Raw genomic sequence first — 22,418 nt, 5'->3', positions numbered from 1 at the left:
CGCCGCGATGATAATATGGTCGCATGACGACACCGCCGCCCTTCGCCGATTTCGCCCCCGCCATCCGGGAGCGGTCTTCCCTCCGGCGCGCCATCACCGCCGCCTATCGCCGCGATGAAGCCGCCTGCATGGCGCCCCTGATCGAAGCGGCCGCCTTGCCCCATGCGACACGTCAGGCCGTGCGCGAAACGGCCCGGGCGCTGGTCACGGCGCTGCGGGCCAATCGCAAGGGCAATGGCGTCGAAGCATTGGTGCAGGAATATTCGCTTTCCAGTCAGGAAGGCGTGGCGCTGATGTGCCTGGCCGAAGCCTTGCTGCGGATTCCCGACGATGCGACCCGCGACGCCCTGATCCGCGACAAGATCGCGGACGGGGACTGGGGATCGCATATGGGCGGGGGCAAATCGCTGTTCGTCAACGCGGCGACATGGGGCCTTGTCGTCACCGGCAAGCTGGTCGGCAGTGTCGACGACAGGGGATTGAGCGCGGCGCTCACCCGCCTGATCGCGCGGGCGGGCGAGCCTGTGATCCGGCGCGGCGTCGATCTGGCCATGCGGATGATGGGCGAGCAGTTCGTGACTGGCGAAACCATCGCCGAGGCGCTCAAACGCGCGAAGGAGATGGAGGCGAAGGGCTTCCGCTACAGCTATGACATGCTGGGCGAGGCGGCGACGACCGCAGCCGATGCGGCGCGCTATTTCGATGATTATGAGCGCGCCATCCATGCGATAGGCAAGGCGTCCCATGGGCGCGGCGTCTATGAAGGGCCGGGCATCTCCATCAAGCTGTCGGCGCTCCACCCACGCTACAGCCGCGCGCAGGCCGGCCGCGTGATGAGCGAGTTGCTGCCCCGGCTGAAGTCGCTGGCGCTGCTCTCAAAAAGCTATGACATCGGTTTTAATATCGACGCGGAGGAGGCGGATCGGCTGGAGCTGTCGCTCGACCTGCTGGAAAGTTTGGCGCTGGACCCGGATCTGGCGGACTGGAACGGGCTAGGCTTCGTGGTGCAGGGCTATGGCAAGCGCTGCCCCTTCGTCATCGACTGGATCATCGATCTGGCGCGGCGGGCGGGACGGCGGATCATGGTGCGGCTGGTCAAGGGCGCTTATTGGGACGCGGAGATCAAGCGGGCGCAGGTCGATGGGCTGGCCGACTTTCCGGTCTATACGCGCAAGGTGCATACCGATGTCGCCTATATCGCCTGTGCGAAGCAACTGCTGGCCGCGCCGGACGCCGTGTTTCCGCAGTTCGCGACGCATAATGCCCAGACGCTGGCGACGATCTATCAGCTTGCCGGGCCGGATTTCGCGGTGGGCCGCTATGAGTTCCAGTGCCTGCACGGCATGGGCGAGCCGCTTTATGAGCAGGTGGTAGGCCCCAAAGGGCTGGACCGCCCCTGCCGCATCTATGCGCCTGTCGGCACGCATGAGACGCTGCTCGCCTATCTGGTGCGGCGTTTGCTGGAGAATGGCGCGAACTCGTCCTTTGTGAACCGCATTGCCGATCCCGCCGTGCCGGTCGATGAACTGGTGGCCGATCCCGTCGATATGGTGCGCGCCATGCCGTATCCGGGGCATCGGCATGACCAGATCGCGCTGCCGTCGGCGCTCTATCCCGACCGGCGCAATTCACAAGGCATTGATCTGAGCGACGAAGATGCGCTCGCGGCGCTGGCCGTGGCGCTGCGGGAGAGCGCGACCATCGCATGGACCGCCGCGCCGGAGGGCGGGGAGGGGACGGAGCGCCCGGTGTTCAATCCCGCCGATCATCGCGATGTCGTGGGCACAGTCACTGAAGCTTCGCTCGGCCAAGCCCGCGCCGCCGCTATCCGCGCTTCGCAAAGCCTGTGGGGCAATGTCCCGGTCGCCGACCGGGCCGCCGCGCTGGAGCGCGCCGCCGACGCCATGCAGGCGCGGATGCCGGTCCTGCTGGGGTTGATCGTGCGGGAAGCGGGCAAGTCCTTTCCCAACGCCATCGCCGAGGTGCGCGAGGCCATCGACTTCCTGCGCTACTATGCGGCGCAGGCGCGCACGACTTTTGGAGCGGAACAGAAGCCGCTGGGTCCGGTCGTCTGCATCAGCCCGTGGAATTTTCCGCTCGCCATCTTCACCGGGCAGGTGGCCGCCGCGCTGGTCGCGGGCAATCCGGTGCTGGCGAAGCCCGCTGAGGAAACTCCACTGATCGCGGCGGAGGCCGTTCGCCTCCTCCATGAGGCGGGCGTGCCTGCCGATGCGCTGCAACTGATCCCCGGCGATGGCGCCATCGGCGCGGCCCTTGTCGCGGCATCAGAGACGGCGGGCGTCATGTTCACCGGATCGACCGAAGTCGCCCGCCTGATCCAGCATCAACTGTCTAGGCGTCTTTCACTCCAGGGCTATCCCATCCCGCTGATCGCCGAAACGGGTGGGCAGAATGCGATGATCGTCGATTCCTCCGCGCTGGCAGAACAGGTGGTGGCGGATGTCATCGCCTCCGCCTTCGACAGCGCGGGGCAGCGTTGCTCGGCGCTCCGCATCCTGTGCTTGCAGGAGGACATCGCGGACAGGACGCTCGCCATGCTCAAGGGCGCGCTCAGGGAACTCAGGATCGGCCGGCCCGACAGGCTGGCGGTCGATACCGGCCCCGTCATCACCGCCGAAGCGAAGGCGACGATTGAGGCGCATATCGACGCCATGCGAAAACTCGGCCGCAAGGTGGAACAGCAGACGCTGCCCGACGAAGCCGCCCATGGCACTTTCGTGCCGCCCACGATCATCGAACTGGAAAGCATCGCTGACCTGAAAGGCGAGGTTTTCGGGCCGGTGTTGCACGTCATCCGCTTTTCCCGCGACCGGATCGACCCGTTGATCGATGCGATCAACGCGACCGGATATGGCCTGACCTTCGGCCTGCATACCCGGCTGGACCAGACCATCGCGCATGTCATGCAGAGGGTGCAGGCAGGCAATATCTATGTGAACCGCAATGTCATCGGCGCGGTGGTCGGGGTCCAGCCCTTTGGCGGGCGGGGGTTGTCAGGCACCGGCCCCAAAGCGGGTGGGCCGCTGTATCTGGGGCGCCTGACGGCCGTTGCGCCGACGGTGTTGCAGGGGACGGAAGGAATGACCGCGCCCCTGTCCGCCTTTATCCAGTGGCTTGATGCGCGGGGGGATGATGCCGCAGTTGCCGTGGCGCGCCGCTATGGAGAGCGATCGGCGCTGGGCATCGAAAAGCTGCTGCCGGGGCCAGTGGGCGAACGCAATCTCTATACGCTGCATCCGCGTGGAGCCGTGCTGATGCTCCCGGCGACGCAGCAGGGGCTGTTCGACCAGATGGCCGCCATCCTTGCCACCGGGAATAGCGGCGTGCTGGAGGGCATGGCATTGCCCGCCGATCTGCCGCCGCTTGTCGCAAGCCGTTTCTGCGCCGATCTCGCCATGCCTGTGGCCGCTGCTCTGGTAGAGGGCAAGGCGGACAAGATCGCCGCGACAGGCCAGTTCCTTGCCGAGCGGCCGGGGCCGATCATTTCCCTCCATGCCGCGCCGCTGGGCCGCATGGGATGCCATCCGGTCGACCTGCTGCTGGAGGAGGTGTCGATTTCCATCAACACGACGGCGGCTGGTGGCAATGCCAGCCTGATGATGATCGGTTGAAATGCAGCTCGCCCGCATGGTTTTGATGAAACGGCACGCCGCTTCGCTGGCGCATTCCAGCCGCGATGGATAGAGTTTTTGGTCGGGGAGAGAGGATTCGAACCTCCGGCCCCTGCCTCCCGAAGACAGTGCTCTACCAGGCTGAGCTACTCCCCGACCGTCGGCGGTTTCGCTGGGCGATCCCGCTGGGCAGGCCGCAGCCTATAGAGGTGGCTTTTCGGGCTGGCAAGCGGTGGATGCGCTTTTTTTGCAGCTACAACAACCCCGCTGCCCGGAAGCTGAATCGATCGTTCCGCGCATCTATCACATGATCGGCGAGCAACATCCCCAGCGGGCGGATGCGGCGGTAAAGCGAACGGGTCAGCACGATGTCGGAAGGACGGAGCGTGGCGACCCTGTCCCTCTTGCGCCGCTGATGAAGGGCCAGCCACCGGCTTTTGAACAGCAATAATTGCCTTGCCGTGGAACGCCAGTCCTCGTGCGGATGCAATCGATGGAGCGGCCGCCAATGGTCGTCCAGTATCACCAGCGCGATTTCCACATCTCCCTGCATGAGGGGATAGTGCCGCCACCGGGCGAGGCGGAGCTATCGGAACCCTGTCCGTTCCGCTCGCCAGCTTTCGCCATTTCGGTGCAATTCCCTTCGGGCGCGATTTGCTTGGCAGGGGCGTCATGCTGCGGGTAGATGCGGAAGGAACGACAGACTCACCGATCCGTCCGGAAGGCCGCTGCATTGACCGAACACTCCGCCTCGACCGCCCCGCATTATGAGCAGCAATATCTGGACCTGATGCGCCGGATCTGGACGGAAGGCGATGAGAGGATCGACCGCACGGGCGTCGGCACCCGTTCCATATTGGGCGCGATGATGCGTTTTTCGCTGGCGGACGATCATGTGCCGCTGCTCACCACCAAGCGGGTTTACTGGAAGGTCGCAGCGCGGGAGATGCTGTGGTTTCTGACCGGTGACACCAACATCCGCGAACTGGTGCGGCAGGGGGTGCATATCTGGACTGACTGGCCGCTCGACGCCTATCGCAAGGCGACAGGGGAGGAAATCGACCGCGATGCTTTCGAGCAGCGAATCGTCGACGACGCCGCTTTCGCGGCGCGCTGGGGCGATCTGGGACCGGTTTATGGCGCGCAGTGGGTGAACTGGCCGCTATATGAACCGGCGGGAGAGGGGCTTTACCGTCGCGCCGAGAAGGGGCGCAACCAGATCGCCGAACTGATTGAATCGATTCGCCGGACACCGGGGTCGCGCCGCCTGCTCTTCACCGGCTGGAATGTCGCGGAAGTGCCGCACATGGCGCTGCCGCCCTGCCACATGACCTATCAGTTTCAGGTGGCCGATGGGCGGCTCAACGGCCTGCTGTTCCAGCGCAGTTGCGATCTTGGATTGGGCTTTGCGTTCAATATCTTCGGCCTGTCGATGATGACCCGGATGCTCGCCCAGCAATGCGATCTGGAGCCGGGCGACGTGGTCTGGCAGGGCGGCGACGTGCACCTTTACCTCAACCATGCGGAACTGGTGGAGCAGCAGCTCAGCCGCTTGCCGTCCGGCGCGCCGAAATTGCGGATCAATCGGCGGCCCTCAAGCATTTTCGACTATAGGATCGAGGACTTCGAAGTGCTGGATTATACGCCGCAATCTCATATCGCCGCCCCGGTGGCGGTGTGAGGCGGACAAGGGTCTGACATGTTTGGGTAAGCAACCCTTGCCTTTCGCGGCGTTGAAATATAATAATTACGTCTGGTAATTTTATTGCAACGCGCAAGAGGAGGCAGGATGAGCGACCGGACAGAATCTGGCGCGAGCGAAGGCGTGGCGGGGCGCAACCTGCCGACCCTTGAGTTGCATGTACCAGAGCCGAAATTCCGGCCCGGTGACAGCGTCGATTTTTCTCATTTCGATATTCCCGCCGCCGACGCCACGGCGCGCCCCGACGAAGCGGTCCAGCCCGCCCAGATCCGCGACCTGGCCTATGGGTTGATTCGCGTGCTGGACGAGGATGGCGGAGCGGTCGGCCAATGGAATCCCAATTTGCCGCCTGAAACGCTGCTGCGGATGTTGCGCGCCATGGCGCTGACCCGCGCTTTCGACGCGCGCATGTTCCGCGCCCAGCGGCAGGGCAAGACCAGCTTCTACATGAAATCCACCGGCGAAGAGGCCGTGTCCATCGGCGCGGCGCTGGCGCTTGCCCGCGACGATATGTGCTTTCCCAGCTATCGCCAGCAGGGCATATTGATCGCGCGCGACTGGCCCATCATCGACATGATGAACCAGATCTATTCCAATACCGGCGACCGGCTGAAAGGGCGCCAGCTTCCCATCATGTATTCAGCGCGGGAGGCGGGGTTCTTCTCGATCTCCGGCAACCTCACCACCCAATATCCGCAGGCGGTGGGCTGGGCGATGGCGAGCGCGGCAAAGGGCGACACGCGCATCGCCGCGACTTGGTGCGGCGAAGGCTCCACGGCGGAAGGCGACTTCCATTCCGCCTGCACCTTCGCCAGCGTCTATCGCGCGCCGGTCATCATGAATATCGTGAATAACCAGTGGGCTATCAGCAGCTTTTCAGGTTTTGCGGGAGCCGAAGCTACAACCTTCGCCGCGCGGGCCGTGGGCTATGGCATTGCCGGTTTGCGCGTGGACGGAAATGACGTGCTGGCGGTTTATGCCGCTACCCGTTGGGCGGCGGACCGGGCGCGCTCCAATGCCGGGCCGACGCTGATCGAGCATTTCACCTATCGCGTTGAGGGGCATAGCACTTCCGATGATCCCAGCGCCTACCGGTCGGCGGAGGAGAGCAGTTTGTGGCCGCTGGGCGACCCTATTGCGCGGCTGAAGCAGCATTGCATCCGCCTGGGCATATGGGACGAGGAGCGCCATGCCGCGATGGATAAGGAACTGGCCGAAATGGTCCGCGATGCCGCGCGGGAGGCGGAGAAGAACGGGATATTGGGCCATGGCCTCCATCATCCGATGGAATCCCTGTTTGAGGATGTGTTCGAAGAGATGCCCTGGCACCTGAAGGAACAGCAGCAGCAGATGCTCGACGAATGGAAGGCGGCGGGACTGTGAGCGAAACCATGACGCAGGAGGCGCGCGCCGACGCGCAGCAGATGAACATGATCCAGGCGATCAACAGCGCGCTGGACGTGATGATGGAGCGCGACGCGCAAGTGGTCGTGATGGGCGAGGATGTCGGATATTTCGGCGGCGTCTTTCGCGCGACGGCGGGCTTGCAACAGAAATATGGCAAGAACCGCGTGTTCGACACGCCGATCACCGAATGCGGCATCATCGGTGTGGCGGTGGGCATGGGCGCCTATGGCCTGCGCCCGGTGCCGGAAATCCAGTTCGCCGACTATATCTATCCCGCGCTGGACCAGCTCGTCTCCGAAGCCGCGCGCCTGCGCTATCGTTCGGCGGGTGAGTTCATCGCGCCGATGACAGTGCGCTCGCCCTTTGGCGGCGGCATCTTCGGCGGGCAGACGCACAGCCAGTCGCCTGAGGGCATCTTCACTCATGTGTCGGGCGTCAAGACGGTGATTCCGGCGACGCCCTATGACGCCAAGGGGCTGTTGATCGCCGCCATCGAGGACAATGATCCGACGATCTTCTTCGAACCCAAGCGCATCTATAACGGGCCGTTCGACGGCCACTACGATACGCCCGCGAAAAGCTGGGCCGGGCATCCCGACGCGCAGGTGCCGGCCGGCTATTACCGCATTCCGCTGGGGCAGGCGCGGACGGTGCGGGCGGGCGAGGCGCTCACCATATTGTGTTACGGCACGATGGTTCATGTGGTCGAGAACACCGTCGCGGCCATGGGACTGGACGCGGAGATCGTGGATTTGCGGACGCTGGTGCCGCTCGACATCGAAGCTATCGAGGCGTCCGTGAAGAAGACCGGGCGCTGCCTGATCGTCCATGAGGCGACGCGGACCAGCGGCTTTGGCGCGGAACTGTCCGCGCTGGTGCAGGAACGCTGCTTCTACCATCTCGAAGCGCCGATCGAGCGCGTCACCGGCTTTGACACGCCTTATCCGCACAGTCTGGAATGGGCCTATTTCCCCGGTCCCGTGAGGATACGCGAAGCCATCGCCAAGATCATGAAGGATTGATCATGTCCAACCCCTTCCGTTCGTTTCGAGCGAAGTCGAGAAACGGAAGTGTGTTCAACTTGCCTCGTGTCTCGACTTCGCTCGACACGAACGGAGTTCTGTAATGGCACTGTTCACATTCAAGCTGCCGGACATCGGCGAAGGCATTTCCGAGGCGGAGATCGTCGGCTGGCACGTCAAGGTCGGCGACCGGGTGGAGGAAGATCAGCCTATCGCCGACATGATGACCGACAAGGCGACGGTGGAAATGGAAAGTCCGGTCGCAGGCATTGTGATGCGCCTCGCGGGCGAGCCGGGCGATCAGGTGCCCATTGGCTCCATGCTGGTGGAGATCGAGACGGACGGGGAGGGCGAGGTCGTCCCCGCCGCAGAAACTCCGCCGCCGTCGGAAGAGGTCATCGCGGCGGGGACGCCCGGAGAAGCGGTGATCGAGGAAGCGCACACGCCTCCCTCCATTCGTCCTGAGCCTGTCGAAGGGCGCGCGGTGGAATCCACCAAGGAACAGAAGGGCCTCGACAAGCTCAGTCCGAACGGGACAGGGGAAGCCAAGGCCGAAACGCCGATCCTTGCATCACCCGCCGTCCGGGCGCGGGCCAAGGAACTGGGCATCGACCTTGCTCAGGTGAAGCATGGCGGCGAGCGCATTCGTCACGCCGATCTGGACGCCTATCTACTCTATGGCGCGGGGCAGGGTTATCATCCGGCTGGCCGTTCGGCCAGGCGCCCGGACGAAGCCGTCAAGGTCATAGGTATGCGCCGCCGCATCGCGGAGAATATGGCCGCGTCCAAGCGTCACATCCCGCACTTCACCTATGTCGAGGAAATCGACGTCACCGAACTGGAAGCTTTGCGCGAGCAACTGAACGCCGGCAGGGGGGATCGGCCGAAGCTGACCCTGTTGCCGCTGCTGATCGTGGGAATATGTCGCACGCTGCCGGAATTTCCGATGCTGAACGCGCGCTATGACGATGAAGCGGGCGTGGTGACGCGCTACGGCGCGGTTCATCTGGGCATGGCGACGCAGACCGACGCGGGCCTGATGGTTCCTGTCATCCGCGACGCGCAGGATCGCAATATCTGGCAACTCGCTTCGGAAATCCGCCGCCTCGCCGAAGCCGCGCGCACGGGCAGGGCGAAGTCGGAGGAACTGTCCGGCTCGACGCTCACCATCACATCGCTGGGGCCGCTGGGCGGCATCGCCACCACGCCGGTCATCAATCGGCCGGAAGTCGCGATCATCGGCCCCAATCGCGTGATCGAGCGGCCCGTTTTCCGGGGACGGGAGGTCGTGGCGGCCAAGCTCATGAACATGTCGATAAGCTGCGACCACCGCGTCGTCGACGGGTGGGACGCGGCGAGCTTCGTCCAGGCGCTCAGGAAGCGTCTGGAAACGCCCGCGCTGCTGTTCGTGGATTGAGGAGACTGGAATTGGGTGGGGAGCGGAGGGTCTGCTTTCCCATCCTCCGTTCGCTCAGTTCCTACTCAGGGCGAATGGACATGGGCTATGTTCGCCATTGATCGTAAGCGGTCGCTCAATTTCCGAAGAAAATGGAAGGGCTATCGGGCGATGGCGCGATAACTTAGCCGGCCGCTTTCGCCGGGGAGGGCGCTGCGAGGCAGGGGCCAGCGCACATGCGTCACATCTTCGGCGACGGCGCGGCGCATTCCGCCTAGTGGGGTCGGCAGCCATAGCTGGTCCAGCCGTCCCCAATGCGCGCCGCCATCGACCGACACGTCCATCCGGGGATCGCTGGTATCGATCCGTGCGCCGCGTGGCACCGCTTTGGTAATCGCGAAACCTCTTGCCGGATTGCTGCCTTCGTTGCGCCAATGGACCACGAAGATGAGCTGGTCGCCCGGCGCCACCCGATCCGCATTGGAAAGGATGCGGCGTTCGCGTCCGTTGAGGTCGGTCATCACCCGCTCCACGAAGATCTGCGTATCAAGCCGCATGTCCTGTTGCGCGGCTGCTACCGATGGCATGGCCAGAACCGCCAGGGTGCAAAGCCAGCGTATGATCGTCATGTGAAGCCCCGTTCCTTCATCCCTGAACCGGATAGTGCCGCGCAGAAGCGAACATTCGGTTAAGGCGGCGTTTTCCTTCCTGTCGTCGCCCTGCGATCCGAATCCAAATTGACGGCCCCTGTCTACGGGCGCAGAGCATTTTCCATAAAGTGGGGCAATAACGGATTCTGGCGCGATGTTACCGGCGGAAGAAAAGGAGGTCATCAGGCGTCGCGACCGGCTGCTTGCTTCCATTGCGCTCAGTGCGGGGCTGGGGCTGTTGCTGGCCTTGCCCTTCGCGCTCAGCGCGGGCGCGGAATTCTTCCTGCCGCTGACCGCCGCTCTGGTCGTCGCCATTGCGCTGGTGCCCTTTCTGGAGTGGATGGAACGGCGCGGACTTCCGTCCGCTTTTGCGGCCCTGCTCGCCGTCATCGTCTTTCTGATGGTGGCCAATACCGCGCTTGTGCTGATTATCGTCCCCGCGACGGACTGGTTCGGCATATTGCCGCAGCGGCTGCCCCGGATTCAGGCCAATCTCGCGCCGCTGATCGACTATTATTCCCAGTTGCAGCGCTTCGTCGACGAAACCGTCCAGATGCTGGCGAGCGGCCCTGTCGCGGCGGCCCAGACCGCGGCAGTCGAAGCGCCCCGTTCGCTGCTGCAATTCGCGGCGACATCGGCGCCGTCCGCGATCATCCAGATGGTGTTCGGCCTGCTCATCATCTATTTCTTCCTCGCGGGCTGGACGAAGCTGCGGCGGCGCACGATCAACAGCCGGGACAGTTTCGACGGAGCCATGGCGGTAGCCCGCGTGATCCAGAACGTCGTGGACGCGACATCCGCTTATGTGTTGACCATTGCGACGGTGAACCTCTGCCTTGGCGGCGCGGTGGCGCTGTCGTTGTGGCTGGTGGGGATGCCATCGCCGCTGATGTGGGGCGGCATCGTCGCGCTGCTCAATTTCATCCCCTATTTCGGGCCGATGCTGGCGGCGGTGCTGTTGGCGCTGGGCGGGTTGATGGTGTTCGACGATCCGTGGTGGGCGCTGCTCCCCGCCGCCTTGCAGGTGGGCTTCCATCTGGTCGAGGCCAATGTGGTGACGCCGATGATATTGGGACGGCGGCTGACGATGAACCCGCTGCTGATTCTGGTGTCGCTCGCCTTTTGGGGATGGGTGTGGGGCACGCCCGGCGCGCTGCTGGGCGTGCCGCTGCTCATCATCATCCAGACCGTCGTTTCGGCAGCGGGAACCCCGGATATTGCCGGTTTCCTGTTCGAGCGGGGGACGCTGGTGGTGTCTCCGCGCAAAGAAAATGAAGAGAAAGAAGAAAGTCCTGTTACGGATGGTTGACAGGCGAAGCGCGCCCGCATAGATGCCCGCCCACACCAAACGCGGGTGTAGCTCAGTTGGTTAGAGCGCCGGCCTGTCACGCCGGAGGTCGCGGGTTCGAGCCCCGTCACTCGCGCCATCTTTCACGAAGGATGGCCACTGGTTTCGACCAGATTTTCCCGCTTCATGACAATAGCCAATGGGCCGACGCCGAAGCATCGGCCCGATGCGTCAAGCTACAGATTCTCGCCCACGACGGCGGGCGCCTTCGGTTCTTCTGCCAGCCAGCGATAGACGCCGCCGGCGATCACCGCGCCCGCAATCGGCGCAATCCAGAACAGCCAGAGCTGATGCAGGGCGATCCCCCCGACCAATAATGCCGGGCCCGTGCTACGCGCGGGATTGACCGACGTATTGGTGACAGGAATGCTGATAAGGTGGATCAGCGTCAGCGACAGTCCGATCGCGATTGGCGCGAAACCGGCGGGCGCGCGGCTGTCTGTCGAGCCCAATATCACGCTCAGGAAGCCGAAGGTCAGCACGACTTCGATCGCGAAGGCCGATGACAGCACATAGCCGCCCGGCGAATTGGCGCCATAGCCGTTCACCGCAAGGCCGTTGCCCATCAATACGAAGTCCGGCTCACCGCTCGCGATATAGAGAAGCAGCGCGGCGGCGATCACGGCCCCCACCAGTTGTGCGACGATATAGGGCGCGATGTCCCGTACGGGAAAGCGTCCGCCCGCCCACAGGCCGATGGTTACGGCGGGATTGAGGTGGCATCCGGATATATGGCCGATGGAATAGGCCATGGTCAGCAATGTCAGGCCGAAAGCCAGGCTGACGCCCAGCAGACCGATGCCCACATCGGGAAAGGCCGCCGCCAGCACGGCGCTGCCGCATCCGCCGAAAACAAGCCAGAATGTACCGAAGGTTTCCGCAAACAATCTCTTGCTCATTGGCACCATCTTGTCCTCCTGTTGCGCTGCGCCACCGTCATGTCGGGTGTCGTGGCGGGGTGGCTCCGCCAGTGATGCTGGAAAGGGTGATGCGGAAGAAGAGTGCGCGCGGGAAAGGAGCGCCTTCACGGGCGCGTCCGGGTCGCAATAGCAGGCATGGGAACATGCCTTCGCCTCCCCCTCTTGTAGCAGGGGTGGCGGTATTCCGTCAGGTGCGGATATCCGTTACGACCCCTTAACGGCTTGGGAGATATACCGAAAAGGGAAGGCTGTCACGGCTTATCCGCGCCGCCAGCGGCCCGTCTCCATCCAGGCGAGCAGGCGCTTGAGGGGCAGAACCCAGATCCAGATGAGGCCGAGGAAAATATAGACCGGCACCTGCGCGATCATCGGCAACTGTCCGATGAGGCCCGACAGGCTACCCACCAGCACGGCCCACAGCAGGATGAGCGCCAGGATCATGAACATGCCCGCGGGCTTGCGCCAGCTCGGTTCATAATGTTTCATGACTCTTCCCCCTCGATCAGTTCCACTTCGGTCAGCACCATATGAAGCGGCAAATCCCAAGGATCGGCGGGAATCGCCTCCTGCTCCTGCACCGACCATGCCAGCCCGACACGCAGCGCGTCCGGGTAGCGGGCAAAGGCCCGGTCATAATAGCCACCGCCCTGACCCAGCCGGTTCATCGCCCGGTCAAAGCCCAGCAGCGGCGCAATGATGGCGTCCGGCGCCACAGGACCATCGCCCTGTTCGGGGTGACTGGTGCCAAAGCGGCCGGGCAGCAGCGGTGCGTCCGGATGCCATGCCAGGAATTCCATGCTCCCCATCCGGTCGATCACGCGCGGCAAGGCCACCGTCCTGCCAGTCTCGATCAGCTTTGCGGCCAGCCTTTGCGCGGGGGCTTCATCCTCGATCCCCATATAGAGCGCCACCGTCCGCACATCCGCCAGCCGCCTCGCGAGAGGGGAAGGCAGCACCTTGAACGCCAACCGGTGCGCCAGCGGGTCCAGCCCCGCCACGAAAGCGCGCCGCCGCTGCCGCGCCATGGCGCGTAATGTGGGCTTGTCCGGCATGCCGCTATGTTCGTCGCTCATGAACAAGCCCTTTGCGTCAGGGTGGCGGCGATGGGAAGAGGAATATAGGGAAGGCGGGTGACGGGACCACCTTGGCCGTTGGCTGGAAAATCCTCTGACGCCTCAACGTCAGGTGGGGACCATGTAGATCGGGCCAGGGCCCGCCCAGGGACAGCCCCCGTGGATGTGATTATCGCCTCAGGGATGTTCGCTAAAGCTCGTACCAGGCAGTGCCCGTCGCCTTACTATCTAGGCGTCCGGCAAGGGCGCGGCAAGCCTGTCGCTCAGCTTTTCCAGCCGCGCCGTCAAAACCTCTATCGCCAGCACAGCCGGATCGCCTCCGTCGTCAAGTGGCAGGGCTTCCTGCCGTCCGGCGACTTCCCTCTTCATGTCGTTGAGTTCGTCGGCCAGGAACAGCGCCGCGAACAGCAGTGTCCGCACCTCCGTCAATCCCGGCGTCGCCTGTTGCGCCAGCCGTGCCTTGCGCTCGATCAGGCCCGCGAGATGCGCCAGATGCGCTTCCTCGCCATCGCGGCAGCGCAGATCATATTGCCGCCCGGCTATATAAAGCGTGGTTTCAGCCATGGGCGCCTTCCTTGAGTTCGCCGATCAGCGCGTCCAGCGATTTGAGCGCCGCGCGGGCGGCTGTCGCATCGACGCCGGAAGAGGGAAGGGAAGAAGTGGACGGCCCCAGCCTGTCCATATTCTGTTCCAGACGGTCGATTGCGCGCTCCAGCGCGTCGATCGCCTGCTTCATGCGGTCGCTTGCCATGGCCCTGCATAGCGAAACTTGCCGTCCCGAAAAAGCCGTGATTGAACGGTCCGGCGCAGCGTCCGCCCCGCCTATGGTTGACGCATGGGGCTTGACGCGACAAAGGAGGCCCGATTCCGACTCGCCTGCATGATGCGGGCATTTCGCCAGACAGGAAAGACGCCCGCCCCCGATGACCGTTTCCGAAAAGACGCTCGCCAACGCCATTCGCGCCCTCTCCATGGACGCGGTTCAGGCTGCCAATAGCGGGCATCCGGGCATGCCGATGGGCATGGCCGATGTCGCCACGGTCCTCTTTTCCGACTATCTGAAGTTCGATCCGAGCCAGCCCAAATGGGCCGACCGCGACCGCTTCGTGCTGTCGGCGGGGCATGGGTCGATGCTGATCTACTCGCTGTTGCACCTGACCGGCTATGCGCGTCCGACGATAGAGGACATCCGCAACTTCCGTCAGCTGGGCAGTCCCTGCGCTGGCCATCCGGAGAATTTCGAGCTGGCAGGCGTCGAGGCGACAACCGGGCCGCTGGGTTCGGGCCTCGCCACGGCCGTGGGCATGGCGATTGCGGAACGGCACCTGAATGCGGAGTTCGGCGACGACCTGGTCGACCACCGGACATGGGTGATCGCGGGCGACGGTTGCCTGATGGAAGGTATCAACCATGAGGCTATTGGCCTTGCGGGGCATCTGAACCTTGGCCGCCTGATCGTGCTGTGGGACGATAACAAGATCACCATCGACGGCGCGGTGGACCTGTCCTCCAACGAAGACATTCGCGCCCGCTATGCCGCGACCGGCTGGCATGTCGTGTCCTGCGACGGCCATGACACGGCCGATGTGCGCCGCGCCATCGACGAGGCGCTGGCCGATCCGCGTCCCTCGTTGATCGCCTGCTCCACCAAGATCGGTTATGGCGCGCCCAACAAGGCAGGCACGTCCGGCGTCCACGGCTCCGCGCTGGGCGAAGCGGAAGTCGCCGCCGCGCGCGAATTTCTGGGCTGGGCAGCCGAACCGTTCGTCATCCCCGAAGATGTCGCCGCCGGATGGCGCGAAATCGGTGCGAGGGGCGCGCCCATTCGCGCCAAATGGGAAGGTCGTCTCGCAAGCAACGGACAAAAGGCGGAATTTGAGCGCCGCATGGCGGGGGAACTGCCCGCCGGCTTCTCGCTCGACGCCTATATCGACAGCCTGATCGCTGCGCCGCAGAAGGTGGCGACCCGCAAGGCCAGCGAACTGGCGCTCGGCGTGATCAACGACCTGCTGCCCGAAACCGTGGGCGGATCGGCCGACCTCACCGGCTCCAACAACACCAAGACCAAGTCCACCGGGCCGCTGACCCGTGACGATTATGCGGGCCGCTACATCTATTACGGCATCCGCGAATTCGGCATGGCCTGCGCGATGAACGGCATGGCGCTGCACGGTGGCGTCATCCCCTATGGCGGCACATTCCTCGTCTTCTCCGACTATATGCGCGGCGGCATCCGTCTGGCCGCGCTCCAGCAGCAGCGAGTGATCCACGTTCTGACGCACGATTCCATCGGCCTTGGCGAAGACGGCCCGACGCATCAGCCGATCGAGCATGTCATGTCGCTTCGCATGATCCCCAATCTCGACGTCTATCGCCCCGCCGATGTGGTCGAGACGGCGGAATGCTGGGAACTGGCGCTCAAGGACGCGACTGGTCCCTCCGTATTGGCGCTGACCCGCCAGAATCTGCCGCAGCTCCGCACGGAGAAGGCGGGCGAGAATCTGTCGGCCAAGGGCGCCTACCGCCTGCGCGCGGCCAAGGCGGACCGCAAGGTCGTGCTGATCGCCACCGGATCGGAAGTCGAGATCGCCGTCGCCACTGCCGAAGCGCTCGAAGCGCAGGGCATCGGCGCGGATGTCGTCTCCATGCCGAGCTGGGCGCATTTCGAAGCGCAGACGCAGTCGTACAAGGACGACATTCTGCCGCAGGGCGTCTTGCACGCGTCGATTGAGGCGGGCACGACTTTCGGCTGGGAACGCTATGCCGCGCTGCGTTTCGGTATCGACAGCTTTGGCGCATCGGCTCCGGCCGAAGTGCTCTACGACCATTTCGGCCTCACGGCCGCCAAGATCGCGCCGCAGATCGCGGCCGCGCTCGCCTGAACATATCCAAGCCAACACGCAAAACGGGAGTCAATTGCAGTGGCAACGAAGGTAGCAATCAACGGTTTCGGGCGCATCGGCCGCCTTGTCGCGCGCGCCATTCTGGAGCGTAACGATCATGACCTGGAACTGGTCAGCATCAACGATCTGGGCGATGCCAAGTCCAACGCCCTGCTGTTCAAGCGCGACAGCGTGCACGGCAATTTTCCCGGCGAAGTGAGCGTCGACGGCGATGCCCTCGTCATCAACGGCAAGCGCATCGCCGTCACCGCCGAACGCGATCCGGCCAAGCTGCCCCATGCCGCGCAGGGCGTGGACATCGCCCTCGAATGCACCGGCATCTTCGCCGACAAGGCGAAGGCAAGCGCGCACCTGACCGCAGGCGCGAAGCGCGTCGTCATCTCCGCCCCCGCGACGGGCGTGGACAAGACCGTTGTTTACGGCGTCAACCATGACTCGCTGAGCGCCGACGATGTGGTGATCTCCAACGCGAGCTGCACCACTAACTGCCTCGCCCCGCTCGCCAAGGTGCTGCACGACGCCATCGGCATCGAAAGCGGCTTCATGACGACGATCCACAGCTATACCAACGACCAGAACACGCTGGATCAGATCCACAAGGACATGCGCCGCGCCCGCGCCGCCGCTTTGTCGATGATCCCGACCACCACCGGCGCCGCCCGCGCGGTGGGTGAAGTGCTGCCTGACCTCAAGGGCAAGCTGGACGGCTCCTCGGTCCGCGTGCCGACCCCGAACGTCTCGGTCGTCGACCTCAAGTTCATCGCCAAGCGCGACACGACTGTCGAGGAAGTCAACGGTCTGCTCAAGGCCGCGTCGGAAGCCGGCCCGCTCAAGGACATCCTCGGCTATTCGGACGAACCGCTGGTGTCGATCGACTATAATGGCGATCCGCGCAGCTCCACCGTCGACAGCCTGGAAACGGCGGTCATCGACGGCAAGCTGGTCCGCGTGCTGAGCTGGTATGACAATGAATGGGGTTTCTCGAACCGCATGATCGACACGACCGGCGTGGTCGCGAAGTATCTTTAATATCCTTGCCGCCGCCGGTCCCGTGACCGGCGGCGGCTTTCCTTGCAGCAGGGGAGTGCGGCGTGAAGCCCTTCAAGACGCTTGACGATATGGGCGACATCCACGGCAAGGCCGTGCTGGTGCGCGAGGACCTGAACGTGCCGATGCAGGACGGTTCGGTCAGCGACGACACCCGCCTGCGCGCCGCGATGCCCACGATCCTCGAACTGGCCGACCGCGGCGCGAAGGTGCTGATCCTCGCCCATTTCGGCCGTCCCAAGGGCCAGAAGAACCCTGAGTTCTCGCTGAGCAAGATCACGCGTCCGCTGTCGCAGGTGCTGGGCCGCGAAGTGCAGTTCATCCCCGATTGCGCGGGACAGGCGGCGGTCGACGGTATCGCGGTGATGCGCCCTGGCGATATCGCGATCCTGGAGAACACCCGCTTCCACCCCGGCGAGGAAAAGAACGATCCCGCACTGGCGGATGCGATGGCCGCGATCGGCGACCTTTATGTGAACGACGCCTTTTCTGCCGCCCACCGCGCCCATGCCTCGACCGAGGGGGTGGCGCACAAGCTGCCCGCCTTCGCAGGCCGTTCTATGGAGAAGGAATTGGACGCGCTCCAGGCGGCGCTCGGCGAGCCGGTGAAGCCGGTCGCGGCGGTCGTCGGCGGGGCGAAGGTTTCGACCAAGCTGGATGTGCTCAACAACCTCGTCGCCAAGGTCGATCATCTCATCATCGGCGGCGGTATGGCCAATACGTTTCTCCACGCACGGGGGGTCGATGTCGGCAAGTCGTTGTGCGAAAAGGATCTGGCGGACACCGCCGAAGCCATTTTCGAAGCCGCCGACAAGGCGGGCTGCACCATCCATTTGCCCTATGACGTGGTGGTGGCGAAGGAATTCGCGGTCAATCCGCCGTCGCTCCGCACCTGCAACGTCCATGAAGTCGCGGCGGATGAAATGATCCTCGATATTGGCCCCGCCGCCGTGGAGGCGCTGGGCGACGCGCTCAAGAATTGTCGCACGCTGGTCTGGAACGGCCCGCTTGGCGCGTTCGAGATCGCGCCCTTCGACAAGGCGACCGTGGCGCTCGCCAAGACCGCCGCCGCCCTCACCAAGGAAGGGCAACTTACGTCCGTCGCAGGTGGAGGTGATACTGTCGCAGCACTCAACCATGCGGGAGTTGCGGGCGATTTCACCTTCGTCTCTACTGCGGGCGGCGCTTTCCTTGAATGGATGGAAGGCAAGGAATTGCCGGGCGTCAAGGCGCTGATGGCCTGAACGGCCGCGCGCCTGTCTTTCGTCGCCGGGAGAGGGCGACATTTTCCCTATCACAGCGCCGCCGGAGGGGTGGCGCGACCAATCGAGAAGGTATGTGCAGATGCTGGATCAGGAAATGACCAACAAGATAGCGGACGGCAACGGCTTTATCGCTGCCCTCGACCAGAGCGGCGGTTCGACGCCCAAGGCGCTCAAGGGCTATGGCGTCGAAGAAGACGCCTGGTCGACTGAAGAGGAAATGTTCGGCTTGATCCATGGCATGCGTAGTCGGATCATCACATCGCCAGCCTTCGCCGGCGACAAGGTGCTGGGCGCGATCCTGTTCGAGCGGACCATGGACGGGCAGGCGGGCGGACAGCCCGTGCCGCAGGCGCTGATCGAGCGCGGCGTCGTCCCCTTCATCAAGATCGACAAGGGCCTTGAGGACGAAGCGAATGGCGTCCAGCTCATGAAGCCGATGCCGGAACTGGATGCGCTGCTGAAGCGTGCCAAGGCGCTGGGCGTCTACGGCACCAAGGAACGCTCGGTCATCAACCTCGCCAACCGCGAGGGCATCGCCGCTATCGTCAAGCAGCAGTTCGAAGTTGGCCAACAGGTGCTTGCCGCCGGTCTGATGCCGATCATCGAGCCGGAAGTGAACATCAAGTCGCCCGAACGGGCCGAAGCCGACCAGATATTGCTGGAGGAAATCCTCAAGAATCTCGACGCGCTGCCGGGCGATGACAAGGTGATGCTCAAGCTTTCGCTTCCCGCCAAGTCCGGCTTGTTCGATCCGCTGGTCGACCATCCCCGCGTGTTGCGCGTCGTGGCGCTGTCGGGCGGCTTCAAGCGCCCCGAAGCCTGCGTCGAACTCGCCAAGAACCGGGGCATCATCGCCAGCTTCAGCCGCGCGCTGCTGGAAGACCTGCGCCACCAGATGAGCGATGATGAATTCAACGCCTCGCTGGGCGGGGCGATCGAGGAAATCTACAACGCTTCGACCGCCAAGACCCCGGTCGCGGCCTGACGGGCAAGGGTGACGGCCGTGGATGCCCCAGAGCTTTCCGCCGCCGTCACCCGCCTGACAGCGGCGGGTGGCGTCCGCTGCTGCGCGCGGCCAATGCGCCGTTCGCGGAGGTTTTGAAGACCCCGCCTCCTATGCCGGAAACCCTCCGCCGGACGCCTGGCTGGCGGACCTGCTCGTCGATCCGCGCTTCATCGCGCTGGTGACAAAGCGTGGCGAAAGGGTGATCGGCGCGCTCGCCGCTTATGCATTGCGGAAATCGAGTAGCAGCGCAGCGAAATCTACATCTACGACCTTGCCGTGGCAGCGGGTGAAAGGCAGCGTGGCATCGCCGCCGCGCTGATCGACGCGCTCCGGCCCATTTCCGTCGAAAGCGGCGCATGAAGGCCGATCATGGCGACGATCCGGCTATTGCGCTCTACACGAAGTTGGGCGCGCGCGAGGATATGCCGCCTTTCGATATGGCGCCGCGCTGAGAGCGGATGCCGCCGGGTCCGTCATCCCGAAACATGCCCTAAGACTTCCGTCCCGCGCCGCCTTGTTCTACTGCACAGCCCATGACTGACTTCACCGAAGAAGAACTGGCCCTCGATCCGCGATTCGCTGACCAGTTCGAGCGGGGCTTTCGTCCCGCCTGCAAGCTCTACCTGATTTCTCCGCCCGCCATCGATGCGGCCTTCACCGACCGTCTTGCCGCCGCCCTGGACGGAGGGGAGGTTGCCGCCTTCCAGCTTCGGCTGAAAGGGATCGATGACCATGCCATCGCCCGCGCCGCCGAGCCGCTGCAAAAGCTCTGCGCTGACCGCGAAGTCGCCTTCATCGTCAATGACAGCGTCGCCCTCGCCAAGCGCCTGGGCGCGGATGGCGTGCATCTGGGCCAGTCCGATGGCGACCCGCGTGAAGCCCGCAGCATCCTGGGCCCCTCGGCCCAGATCGGCGTCACCTGCCACGACAGCCGCCACCTTGCGATGGAAGCGGGCGAGGCGGGGGCGGATTACGTCGCTTTCGGCGCCTTCTATCCCACCACGACGAAGGAAACGCGCCATCGCCCGGAGCCATCTATCCTGAGTTGGTGGGTCACATTGTTTGAATTGCCCTGTGTCGCGATTGGCGGCATCACGGCGGAGAACGCGGCTCCGCTCGTCGCGGCAGGCGCCGATTTCCTCGCGGTCAGCAGCGCGGTCTGGAGCCATGCGGATGGCCCGGGGGCAGGCGTGGCAGCCTTCGCGCCGTTACTTGCCACCAAAGGCTGACGCATCTTTTTGAAGGCTTGCGGCGTTTCCCTGAAAAATCAGGAGAATGCCGTGCGTCCTTTCATGCTTTCCTCGCTCATCGCGCTCTGCGCGACTGCCTGTAACAGTCAGCCTTCCGCGCCTGCGCCGCAGGAGAGGGGGCAGGAACAGCAGTCGACCGCTCCGGCCGATCCCTATGCCTTCGCCGTTCAGCCCGAACCGGCGAACCAGCCCCAACGCGCCGATTCGATCCTTCAGGCGCAGGTTGCGCTCGACCGGGCGGGTTTTTCTCCCGGCGTGATCGACGGGAAGGAGGGCATGTCCTTCACCGACGCGCTGCGCGGTTTCCAGCAGGCGCGAGGCCTGCCTGAAAGCGGCAAATATGACGAGGCCACAGCCAAGGCGCTGCTGGGGGACAATCCCCAGCCCGCCACATGGCTCGTCCGCATACCCGAAGGCTTCGCGAAGGGGCCGTTCTTCGCCATTCCCAAGGATCTGAACGACCAGGCGAAGCTTCCTGCGCTAGGCTATCGCAACCTGCTCGAAAGGCTGGCGGAACGCTTCCATACCAGGCCCGAAGCGTTGTTGGCGCTTAATCCGGCGAATACGAAGGTCGGGCCGGGCGCGATCATCCGCGTGCCTGCCATCGCCAACCAGCCCGTCGCCCGGATCGAAGGCGACGATCGCGGCTGGGGCGAAACGCTCGCCAGCCTGGCTGTTGCCGCCGGCCAGACGCAGGCCGACCATATCGTCGTCGACAAATCCGAAGGACTGCTGAAGGTCTATGACGACAAGGACCAACTGATCGCCCAATTCCCCGCCACCATGGGGTCGCAGCATGATCCGCTGCCGATTGGCGACTGGACGATCAAGGGGGTCAGCCGTAATCCCGATTTCCACTATAATCCAGACCTGTTCTGGGATGCGGACGAATCGGACAAGAAGGCCTTGCTGAAACCCGGTCCGAACGGGCCGGTGGGCGTGGTTTGGATCGACCTTTCCAAACCGCATTACGGCATCCACGGCACGCCGGAGCCACAAAATATCGGCCGCACCGAAAGCCATGGCTGCATCCGCCTGACGAATTGGGATGCGGCTCGCCTTGCCCAGATGGTCAAGGTCGGGACGAAGGCGCATTTCCAGCCATGAGAGGGTCATGAGGATCGGCGCGCGGGGTTGGGCGGGGATTGTGGTTGCGGTTCTGCTCTGCGTGCTGTTCCTGTCGCTTTGCGTGCGGATCGTGCCCGCCGATGCGCCGCATGACTCCGAGCCCCTATCCTCCGCCTCGTCGTCCGCGACGGAGCTGTTGATCCCAGTGGAAGGGGTGCCCGCAGTGGTGCTCACCGACACTTTCACGCAATCCCGCGCGAACGGCGCCCGTCCGCATGACGCCATCGACATCATGGCCGCGCGGGGCAGCACCGTTCTCGCCGCCGCCGATGGCCGCATCGAAAAACTGTTCTGGAGCGAGGAGGGCGGACGGACCGTCTATGAACGCTCCCCGGACGGAAGGCGCATCTATTATTACGCGCATCTGGATAGCTACGCGCCCGGATTGCACGAAGGGCAGGCGGTGCGGCGCGGCGACCGCATCGCGGCGGTCGGGAGCACCGGTAATGCCGATCCGTCCGCCCCGCATCTCCATTTCGCCGTGCATGTCGCGGAGCCGAGAGAGCCATGGCATGGCGGGCGGGCGGTCAATCCCTATCCGTTGTTCGCCCGGTCGCCCTGACCCGCTATCCTGTAGCCACGTGACGCGTGCGATGTTAAGCCCCTCTTGCCCTGCGGCCCGTCTGGATGTAGAGGCGCGCCCAGCCTCAAAAAGGCCGGCTCTTTTCC

At 64.2% G+C, this 22,418-nt stretch carries 21 protein-coding genes, 2 tRNA genes and 1 other RNA gene; 15 read left to right on the top strand and 9 right to left on the bottom strand.

What is annotated here, in order from left to right; genetic code table 11:
- Nucleotides 1-23 precede the first annotated feature (23 nt).
- On the top strand, nucleotides 24-3,632 hold the full coding sequence (gene putA, locus ATN00_RS16975) for a trifunctional transcriptional regulator/proline dehydrogenase/L-glutamate gamma-semialdehyde dehydrogenase (RefSeq protein WP_062066747.1): 3,609 nt from the start codon (nucleotides 24-26) through the stop codon (nucleotides 3,630-3,632).
- A gap of 79 nt (nucleotides 3,633-3,711) precedes the next feature.
- Here putA and ATN00_RS16970 read toward each other — a convergent pair.
- A tRNA-Pro gene (locus ATN00_RS16970) sits at nucleotides 3,712-3,788 on the bottom strand.
- A 97-nt stretch (nucleotides 3,789-3,885) separates the two neighbouring features.
- On the bottom strand, nucleotides 3,886-4,173 hold the full coding sequence (locus ATN00_RS16965; protein ID WP_231746312.1) for a hypothetical protein: 288 nt from the start codon (nucleotides 4,171-4,173) through the stop codon (nucleotides 3,886-3,888).
- A gap of 192 nt (nucleotides 4,174-4,365) precedes the next feature.
- Between ATN00_RS16965 and thyA the strand changes: the two genes are divergently transcribed.
- From thyA to ATN00_RS16945, 4 genes are all read left to right on the top strand, one after another.
- The gene (thyA, locus tag ATN00_RS16960; protein ID WP_257720649.1) at nucleotides 4,366-5,313 is read left to right on the top strand and encodes a thymidylate synthase; all 948 of its coding nucleotides are present in this window, start codon (nucleotides 4,366-4,368) and stop codon (nucleotides 5,311-5,313) included.
- A gap of 108 nt (nucleotides 5,314-5,421) precedes the next feature.
- A complete protein-coding gene (locus tag ATN00_RS16955; protein WP_062066741.1) occupies nucleotides 5,422-6,717 on the top strand; it encodes a 3-methyl-2-oxobutanoate dehydrogenase (2-methylpropanoyl-transferring) subunit alpha in 1,296 nt (431 codons plus the stop codon).
- A 41-nt stretch (nucleotides 6,718-6,758) separates the two neighbouring features.
- Nucleotides 6,759-7,763, top strand: coding sequence for an alpha-ketoacid dehydrogenase subunit beta (locus ATN00_RS16950; RefSeq protein ID WP_062068917.1), 1,005 nt, complete (start codon nucleotides 6,759-6,761; stop codon nucleotides 7,761-7,763).
- Between the two features lie 103 nt (nucleotides 7,764-7,866).
- Complete coding sequence (locus ATN00_RS16945) at nucleotides 7,867-9,180, top strand: dihydrolipoamide acetyltransferase family protein (RefSeq protein WP_062066738.1); 1,314 nt, start codon at nucleotides 7,867-7,869, stop codon at nucleotides 9,178-9,180.
- Nucleotides 9,181-9,320: 140 nt separating this feature from the next.
- Here ATN00_RS16945 and ATN00_RS16940 read toward each other — a convergent pair whose 3' ends face one another.
- Entirely contained in the window at nucleotides 9,321-9,788 is a 468-nt protein-coding gene (locus ATN00_RS16940; RefSeq protein ID WP_062066735.1) for a hypothetical protein, read from the bottom strand.
- A 175-nt stretch (nucleotides 9,789-9,963) separates the two neighbouring features.
- On the opposite strand from ATN00_RS16940, the gene ATN00_RS16935 reads away from it, so the two are divergent.
- Both ATN00_RS16935 and ATN00_RS16930 read left to right on the top strand, forming a co-directional pair.
- Entirely contained in the window at nucleotides 9,964-11,118 is a 1,155-nt protein-coding gene (locus ATN00_RS16935) for an AI-2E family transporter (RefSeq protein WP_062066732.1), read from the top strand.
- Nucleotides 11,119-11,159: 41 nt separating this feature from the next.
- Nucleotides 11,160-11,236: transfer RNA gene (locus ATN00_RS16930), tRNA-Asp, on the top strand.
- A gap of 97 nt (nucleotides 11,237-11,333) precedes the next feature.
- Here the strand turns inward: ATN00_RS16930 and aqpZ are convergent.
- The 6 genes from aqpZ to ATN00_RS16905 all read right to left on the bottom strand — a co-directional run bounded on the left by aqpZ (nucleotide 11,334) and on the right by ATN00_RS16905 (nucleotide 13,901).
- On the bottom strand, nucleotides 11,334-12,065 hold the full coding sequence (gene aqpZ, locus ATN00_RS16925; RefSeq protein WP_062066729.1) for an aquaporin Z: 732 nt from the start codon (nucleotides 12,063-12,065) through the stop codon (nucleotides 11,334-11,336).
- Between the two features lie 270 nt (nucleotides 12,066-12,335).
- A complete protein-coding gene (locus tag ATN00_RS16920; protein ID WP_062066726.1) occupies nucleotides 12,336-12,563 on the bottom strand; it encodes a DUF2842 domain-containing protein in 228 nt (75 codons plus the stop codon).
- Complete coding sequence (locus ATN00_RS16915) at nucleotides 12,560-13,150, bottom strand: 5-formyltetrahydrofolate cyclo-ligase (protein ID WP_062066723.1); 591 nt, start codon at nucleotides 13,148-13,150, stop codon at nucleotides 12,560-12,562. The genes ATN00_RS16920 and ATN00_RS16915 overlap by 4 nt, the downstream gene beginning before the upstream one ends.
- Before the next feature lie 59 nt (nucleotides 13,151-13,209).
- Nucleotides 13,210-13,366, bottom strand: a non-coding RNA gene (gene ssrS, locus ATN00_RS24435) — 6S RNA.
- 12 nt (nucleotides 13,367-13,378) lie between these two features.
- Nucleotides 13,379-13,714, bottom strand: coding sequence for a cell division protein ZapA (locus ATN00_RS16910; RefSeq protein ID WP_062066720.1), 336 nt, complete (start codon nucleotides 13,712-13,714; stop codon nucleotides 13,379-13,381).
- A complete protein-coding gene (locus ATN00_RS16905) occupies nucleotides 13,707-13,901 on the bottom strand; it encodes a hypothetical protein (RefSeq protein ID WP_231746311.1) in 195 nt (64 codons plus the stop codon). Before ATN00_RS16905 ends, ATN00_RS16910 begins: the two co-directional genes overlap by 8 nt.
- 172 nt (nucleotides 13,902-14,073) lie before the next feature.
- Here ATN00_RS16905 and tkt point away from each other — a divergent pair, with 172 nt between their 5' ends.
- The 8 genes from tkt (at nucleotide 14,074) to ATN00_RS16865 (ending at nucleotide 22,311) form a co-directional block, all read left to right on the top strand.
- Nucleotides 14,074-16,032: a transketolase gene (gene tkt, locus ATN00_RS16900; protein WP_062066717.1), complete on the top strand. Its 1,959-nt coding sequence runs from the start codon at nucleotides 14,074-14,076 to the stop codon at nucleotides 16,030-16,032.
- A gap of 39 nt (nucleotides 16,033-16,071) precedes the next feature.
- Nucleotides 16,072-17,082 carry a type I glyceraldehyde-3-phosphate dehydrogenase gene (gene gap, locus ATN00_RS16895; protein ID WP_062066714.1) on the top strand — a complete coding sequence of 337 codons (1,011 nt, stop codon included), beginning with the start codon at nucleotides 16,072-16,074 and terminating at the stop codon, nucleotides 17,080-17,082.
- Between the two features lie 89 nt (nucleotides 17,083-17,171).
- Complete coding sequence (locus tag ATN00_RS16890; RefSeq protein ID WP_062068913.1) at nucleotides 17,172-18,344, top strand: phosphoglycerate kinase; 1,173 nt, start codon at nucleotides 17,172-17,174, stop codon at nucleotides 18,342-18,344.
- Nucleotides 18,345-18,444: 100 nt separating this feature from the next.
- Nucleotides 18,445-19,350 carry a fructose bisphosphate aldolase gene (locus ATN00_RS16885; protein ID WP_062066711.1) on the top strand — a complete coding sequence of 302 codons (906 nt, stop codon included), beginning with the start codon at nucleotides 18,445-18,447 and terminating at the stop codon, nucleotides 19,348-19,350.
- Between the two features lie 67 nt (nucleotides 19,351-19,417).
- Entirely contained in the window at nucleotides 19,418-19,690 is a 273-nt protein-coding gene (locus tag ATN00_RS16880; RefSeq protein WP_062066708.1) for a hypothetical protein, read from the top strand.
- A 214-nt stretch (nucleotides 19,691-19,904) separates the two neighbouring features.
- Nucleotides 19,905-20,600 carry a thiamine phosphate synthase gene (gene thiE / locus ATN00_RS16875; protein ID WP_062066705.1) on the top strand — a complete coding sequence of 232 codons (696 nt, stop codon included), beginning with the start codon at nucleotides 19,905-19,907 and terminating at the stop codon, nucleotides 20,598-20,600.
- A gap of 63 nt (nucleotides 20,601-20,663) precedes the next feature.
- A complete protein-coding gene (locus tag ATN00_RS16870) occupies nucleotides 20,664-21,728 on the top strand; it encodes a L,D-transpeptidase family protein (protein WP_062068911.1) in 1,065 nt (354 codons plus the stop codon).
- A gap of 7 nt (nucleotides 21,729-21,735) precedes the next feature.
- Nucleotides 21,736-22,311, top strand: coding sequence for a M23 family metallopeptidase (locus ATN00_RS16865; protein ID WP_062066702.1), 576 nt, complete (start codon nucleotides 21,736-21,738; stop codon nucleotides 22,309-22,311).
- The last annotated feature ends 107 nt before the right edge of the window (nucleotides 22,312-22,418 follow it).

The sequence above is a fragment of the Sphingobium baderi genome (assembly GCF_001456115.1).
GTDB lineage: Bacteria > Pseudomonadota > Alphaproteobacteria > Sphingomonadales > Sphingomonadaceae > Sphingobium > Sphingobium baderi_A.
This window is presented reverse-complemented; position numbering and strand designations above follow the sequence as displayed.

Bases quoted from the DNA above. Each gene is read 5' to 3' on its own strand.
- putA (WP_062066747.1), top strand. From the start codon at position 24: ATGACGACACCGCCGCCCTTCGCCGATTTCGCCCCCGCCATCCGGGAG.
- ATN00_RS16955 (WP_062066741.1), top strand. From the start codon at position 5,422: ATGAGCGACCGGACAGAATCTGGCGCGAGCGAAGGCGTGGCGGGGCGC.
- ATN00_RS16950 (WP_062068917.1), top strand. From the start codon at position 6,759: ATGAACATGATCCAGGCGATCAACAGCGCGCTGGACGTGATGATGGAG.
- ATN00_RS16945 (WP_062066738.1), top strand. From the start codon at position 7,867: ATGGCACTGTTCACATTCAAGCTGCCGGACATCGGCGAAGGCATTTCC.
- ATN00_RS16940 (WP_062066735.1), bottom strand. From the start codon at position 9,788: ATGACGATCATACGCTGGCTTTGCACCCTGGCGGTTCTGGCCATGCCA.
- ATN00_RS16935 (WP_062066732.1), top strand. From the start codon at position 9,964: ATGTTACCGGCGGAAGAAAAGGAGGTCATCAGGCGTCGCGACCGGCTG.
- aqpZ (WP_062066729.1), bottom strand. From the start codon at position 12,065: ATGGTGCCAATGAGCAAGAGATTGTTTGCGGAAACCTTCGGTACATTC.
- ATN00_RS16920 (WP_062066726.1), bottom strand. From the start codon at position 12,563: ATGAAACATTATGAACCGAGCTGGCGCAAGCCCGCGGGCATGTTCATG.
- ATN00_RS16915 (WP_062066723.1), bottom strand. From the start codon at position 13,150: ATGAGCGACGAACATAGCGGCATGCCGGACAAGCCCACATTACGCGCC.
- ATN00_RS16910 (WP_062066720.1), bottom strand. From the start codon at position 13,714: ATGGCTGAAACCACGCTTTATATAGCCGGGCGGCAATATGATCTGCGC.
- ATN00_RS16905 (WP_231746311.1), bottom strand. From the start codon at position 13,901: ATGGCAAGCGACCGCATGAAGCAGGCGATCGACGCGCTGGAGCGCGCA.
- tkt (WP_062066717.1), top strand. From the start codon at position 14,074: ATGACCGTTTCCGAAAAGACGCTCGCCAACGCCATTCGCGCCCTCTCC.
- ATN00_RS16890 (WP_062068913.1), top strand. From the start codon at position 17,172: ATGGGCGACATCCACGGCAAGGCCGTGCTGGTGCGCGAGGACCTGAAC.
- ATN00_RS16885 (WP_062066711.1), top strand. From the start codon at position 18,445: ATGCTGGATCAGGAAATGACCAACAAGATAGCGGACGGCAACGGCTTT.
- thiE (WP_062066705.1), top strand. From the start codon at position 19,905: ATGACTGACTTCACCGAAGAAGAACTGGCCCTCGATCCGCGATTCGCT.
- ATN00_RS16870 (WP_062068911.1), top strand. From the start codon at position 20,664: ATGCTTTCCTCGCTCATCGCGCTCTGCGCGACTGCCTGTAACAGTCAG.
- ATN00_RS16865 (WP_062066702.1), top strand. From the start codon at position 21,736: ATGAGGATCGGCGCGCGGGGTTGGGCGGGGATTGTGGTTGCGGTTCTG.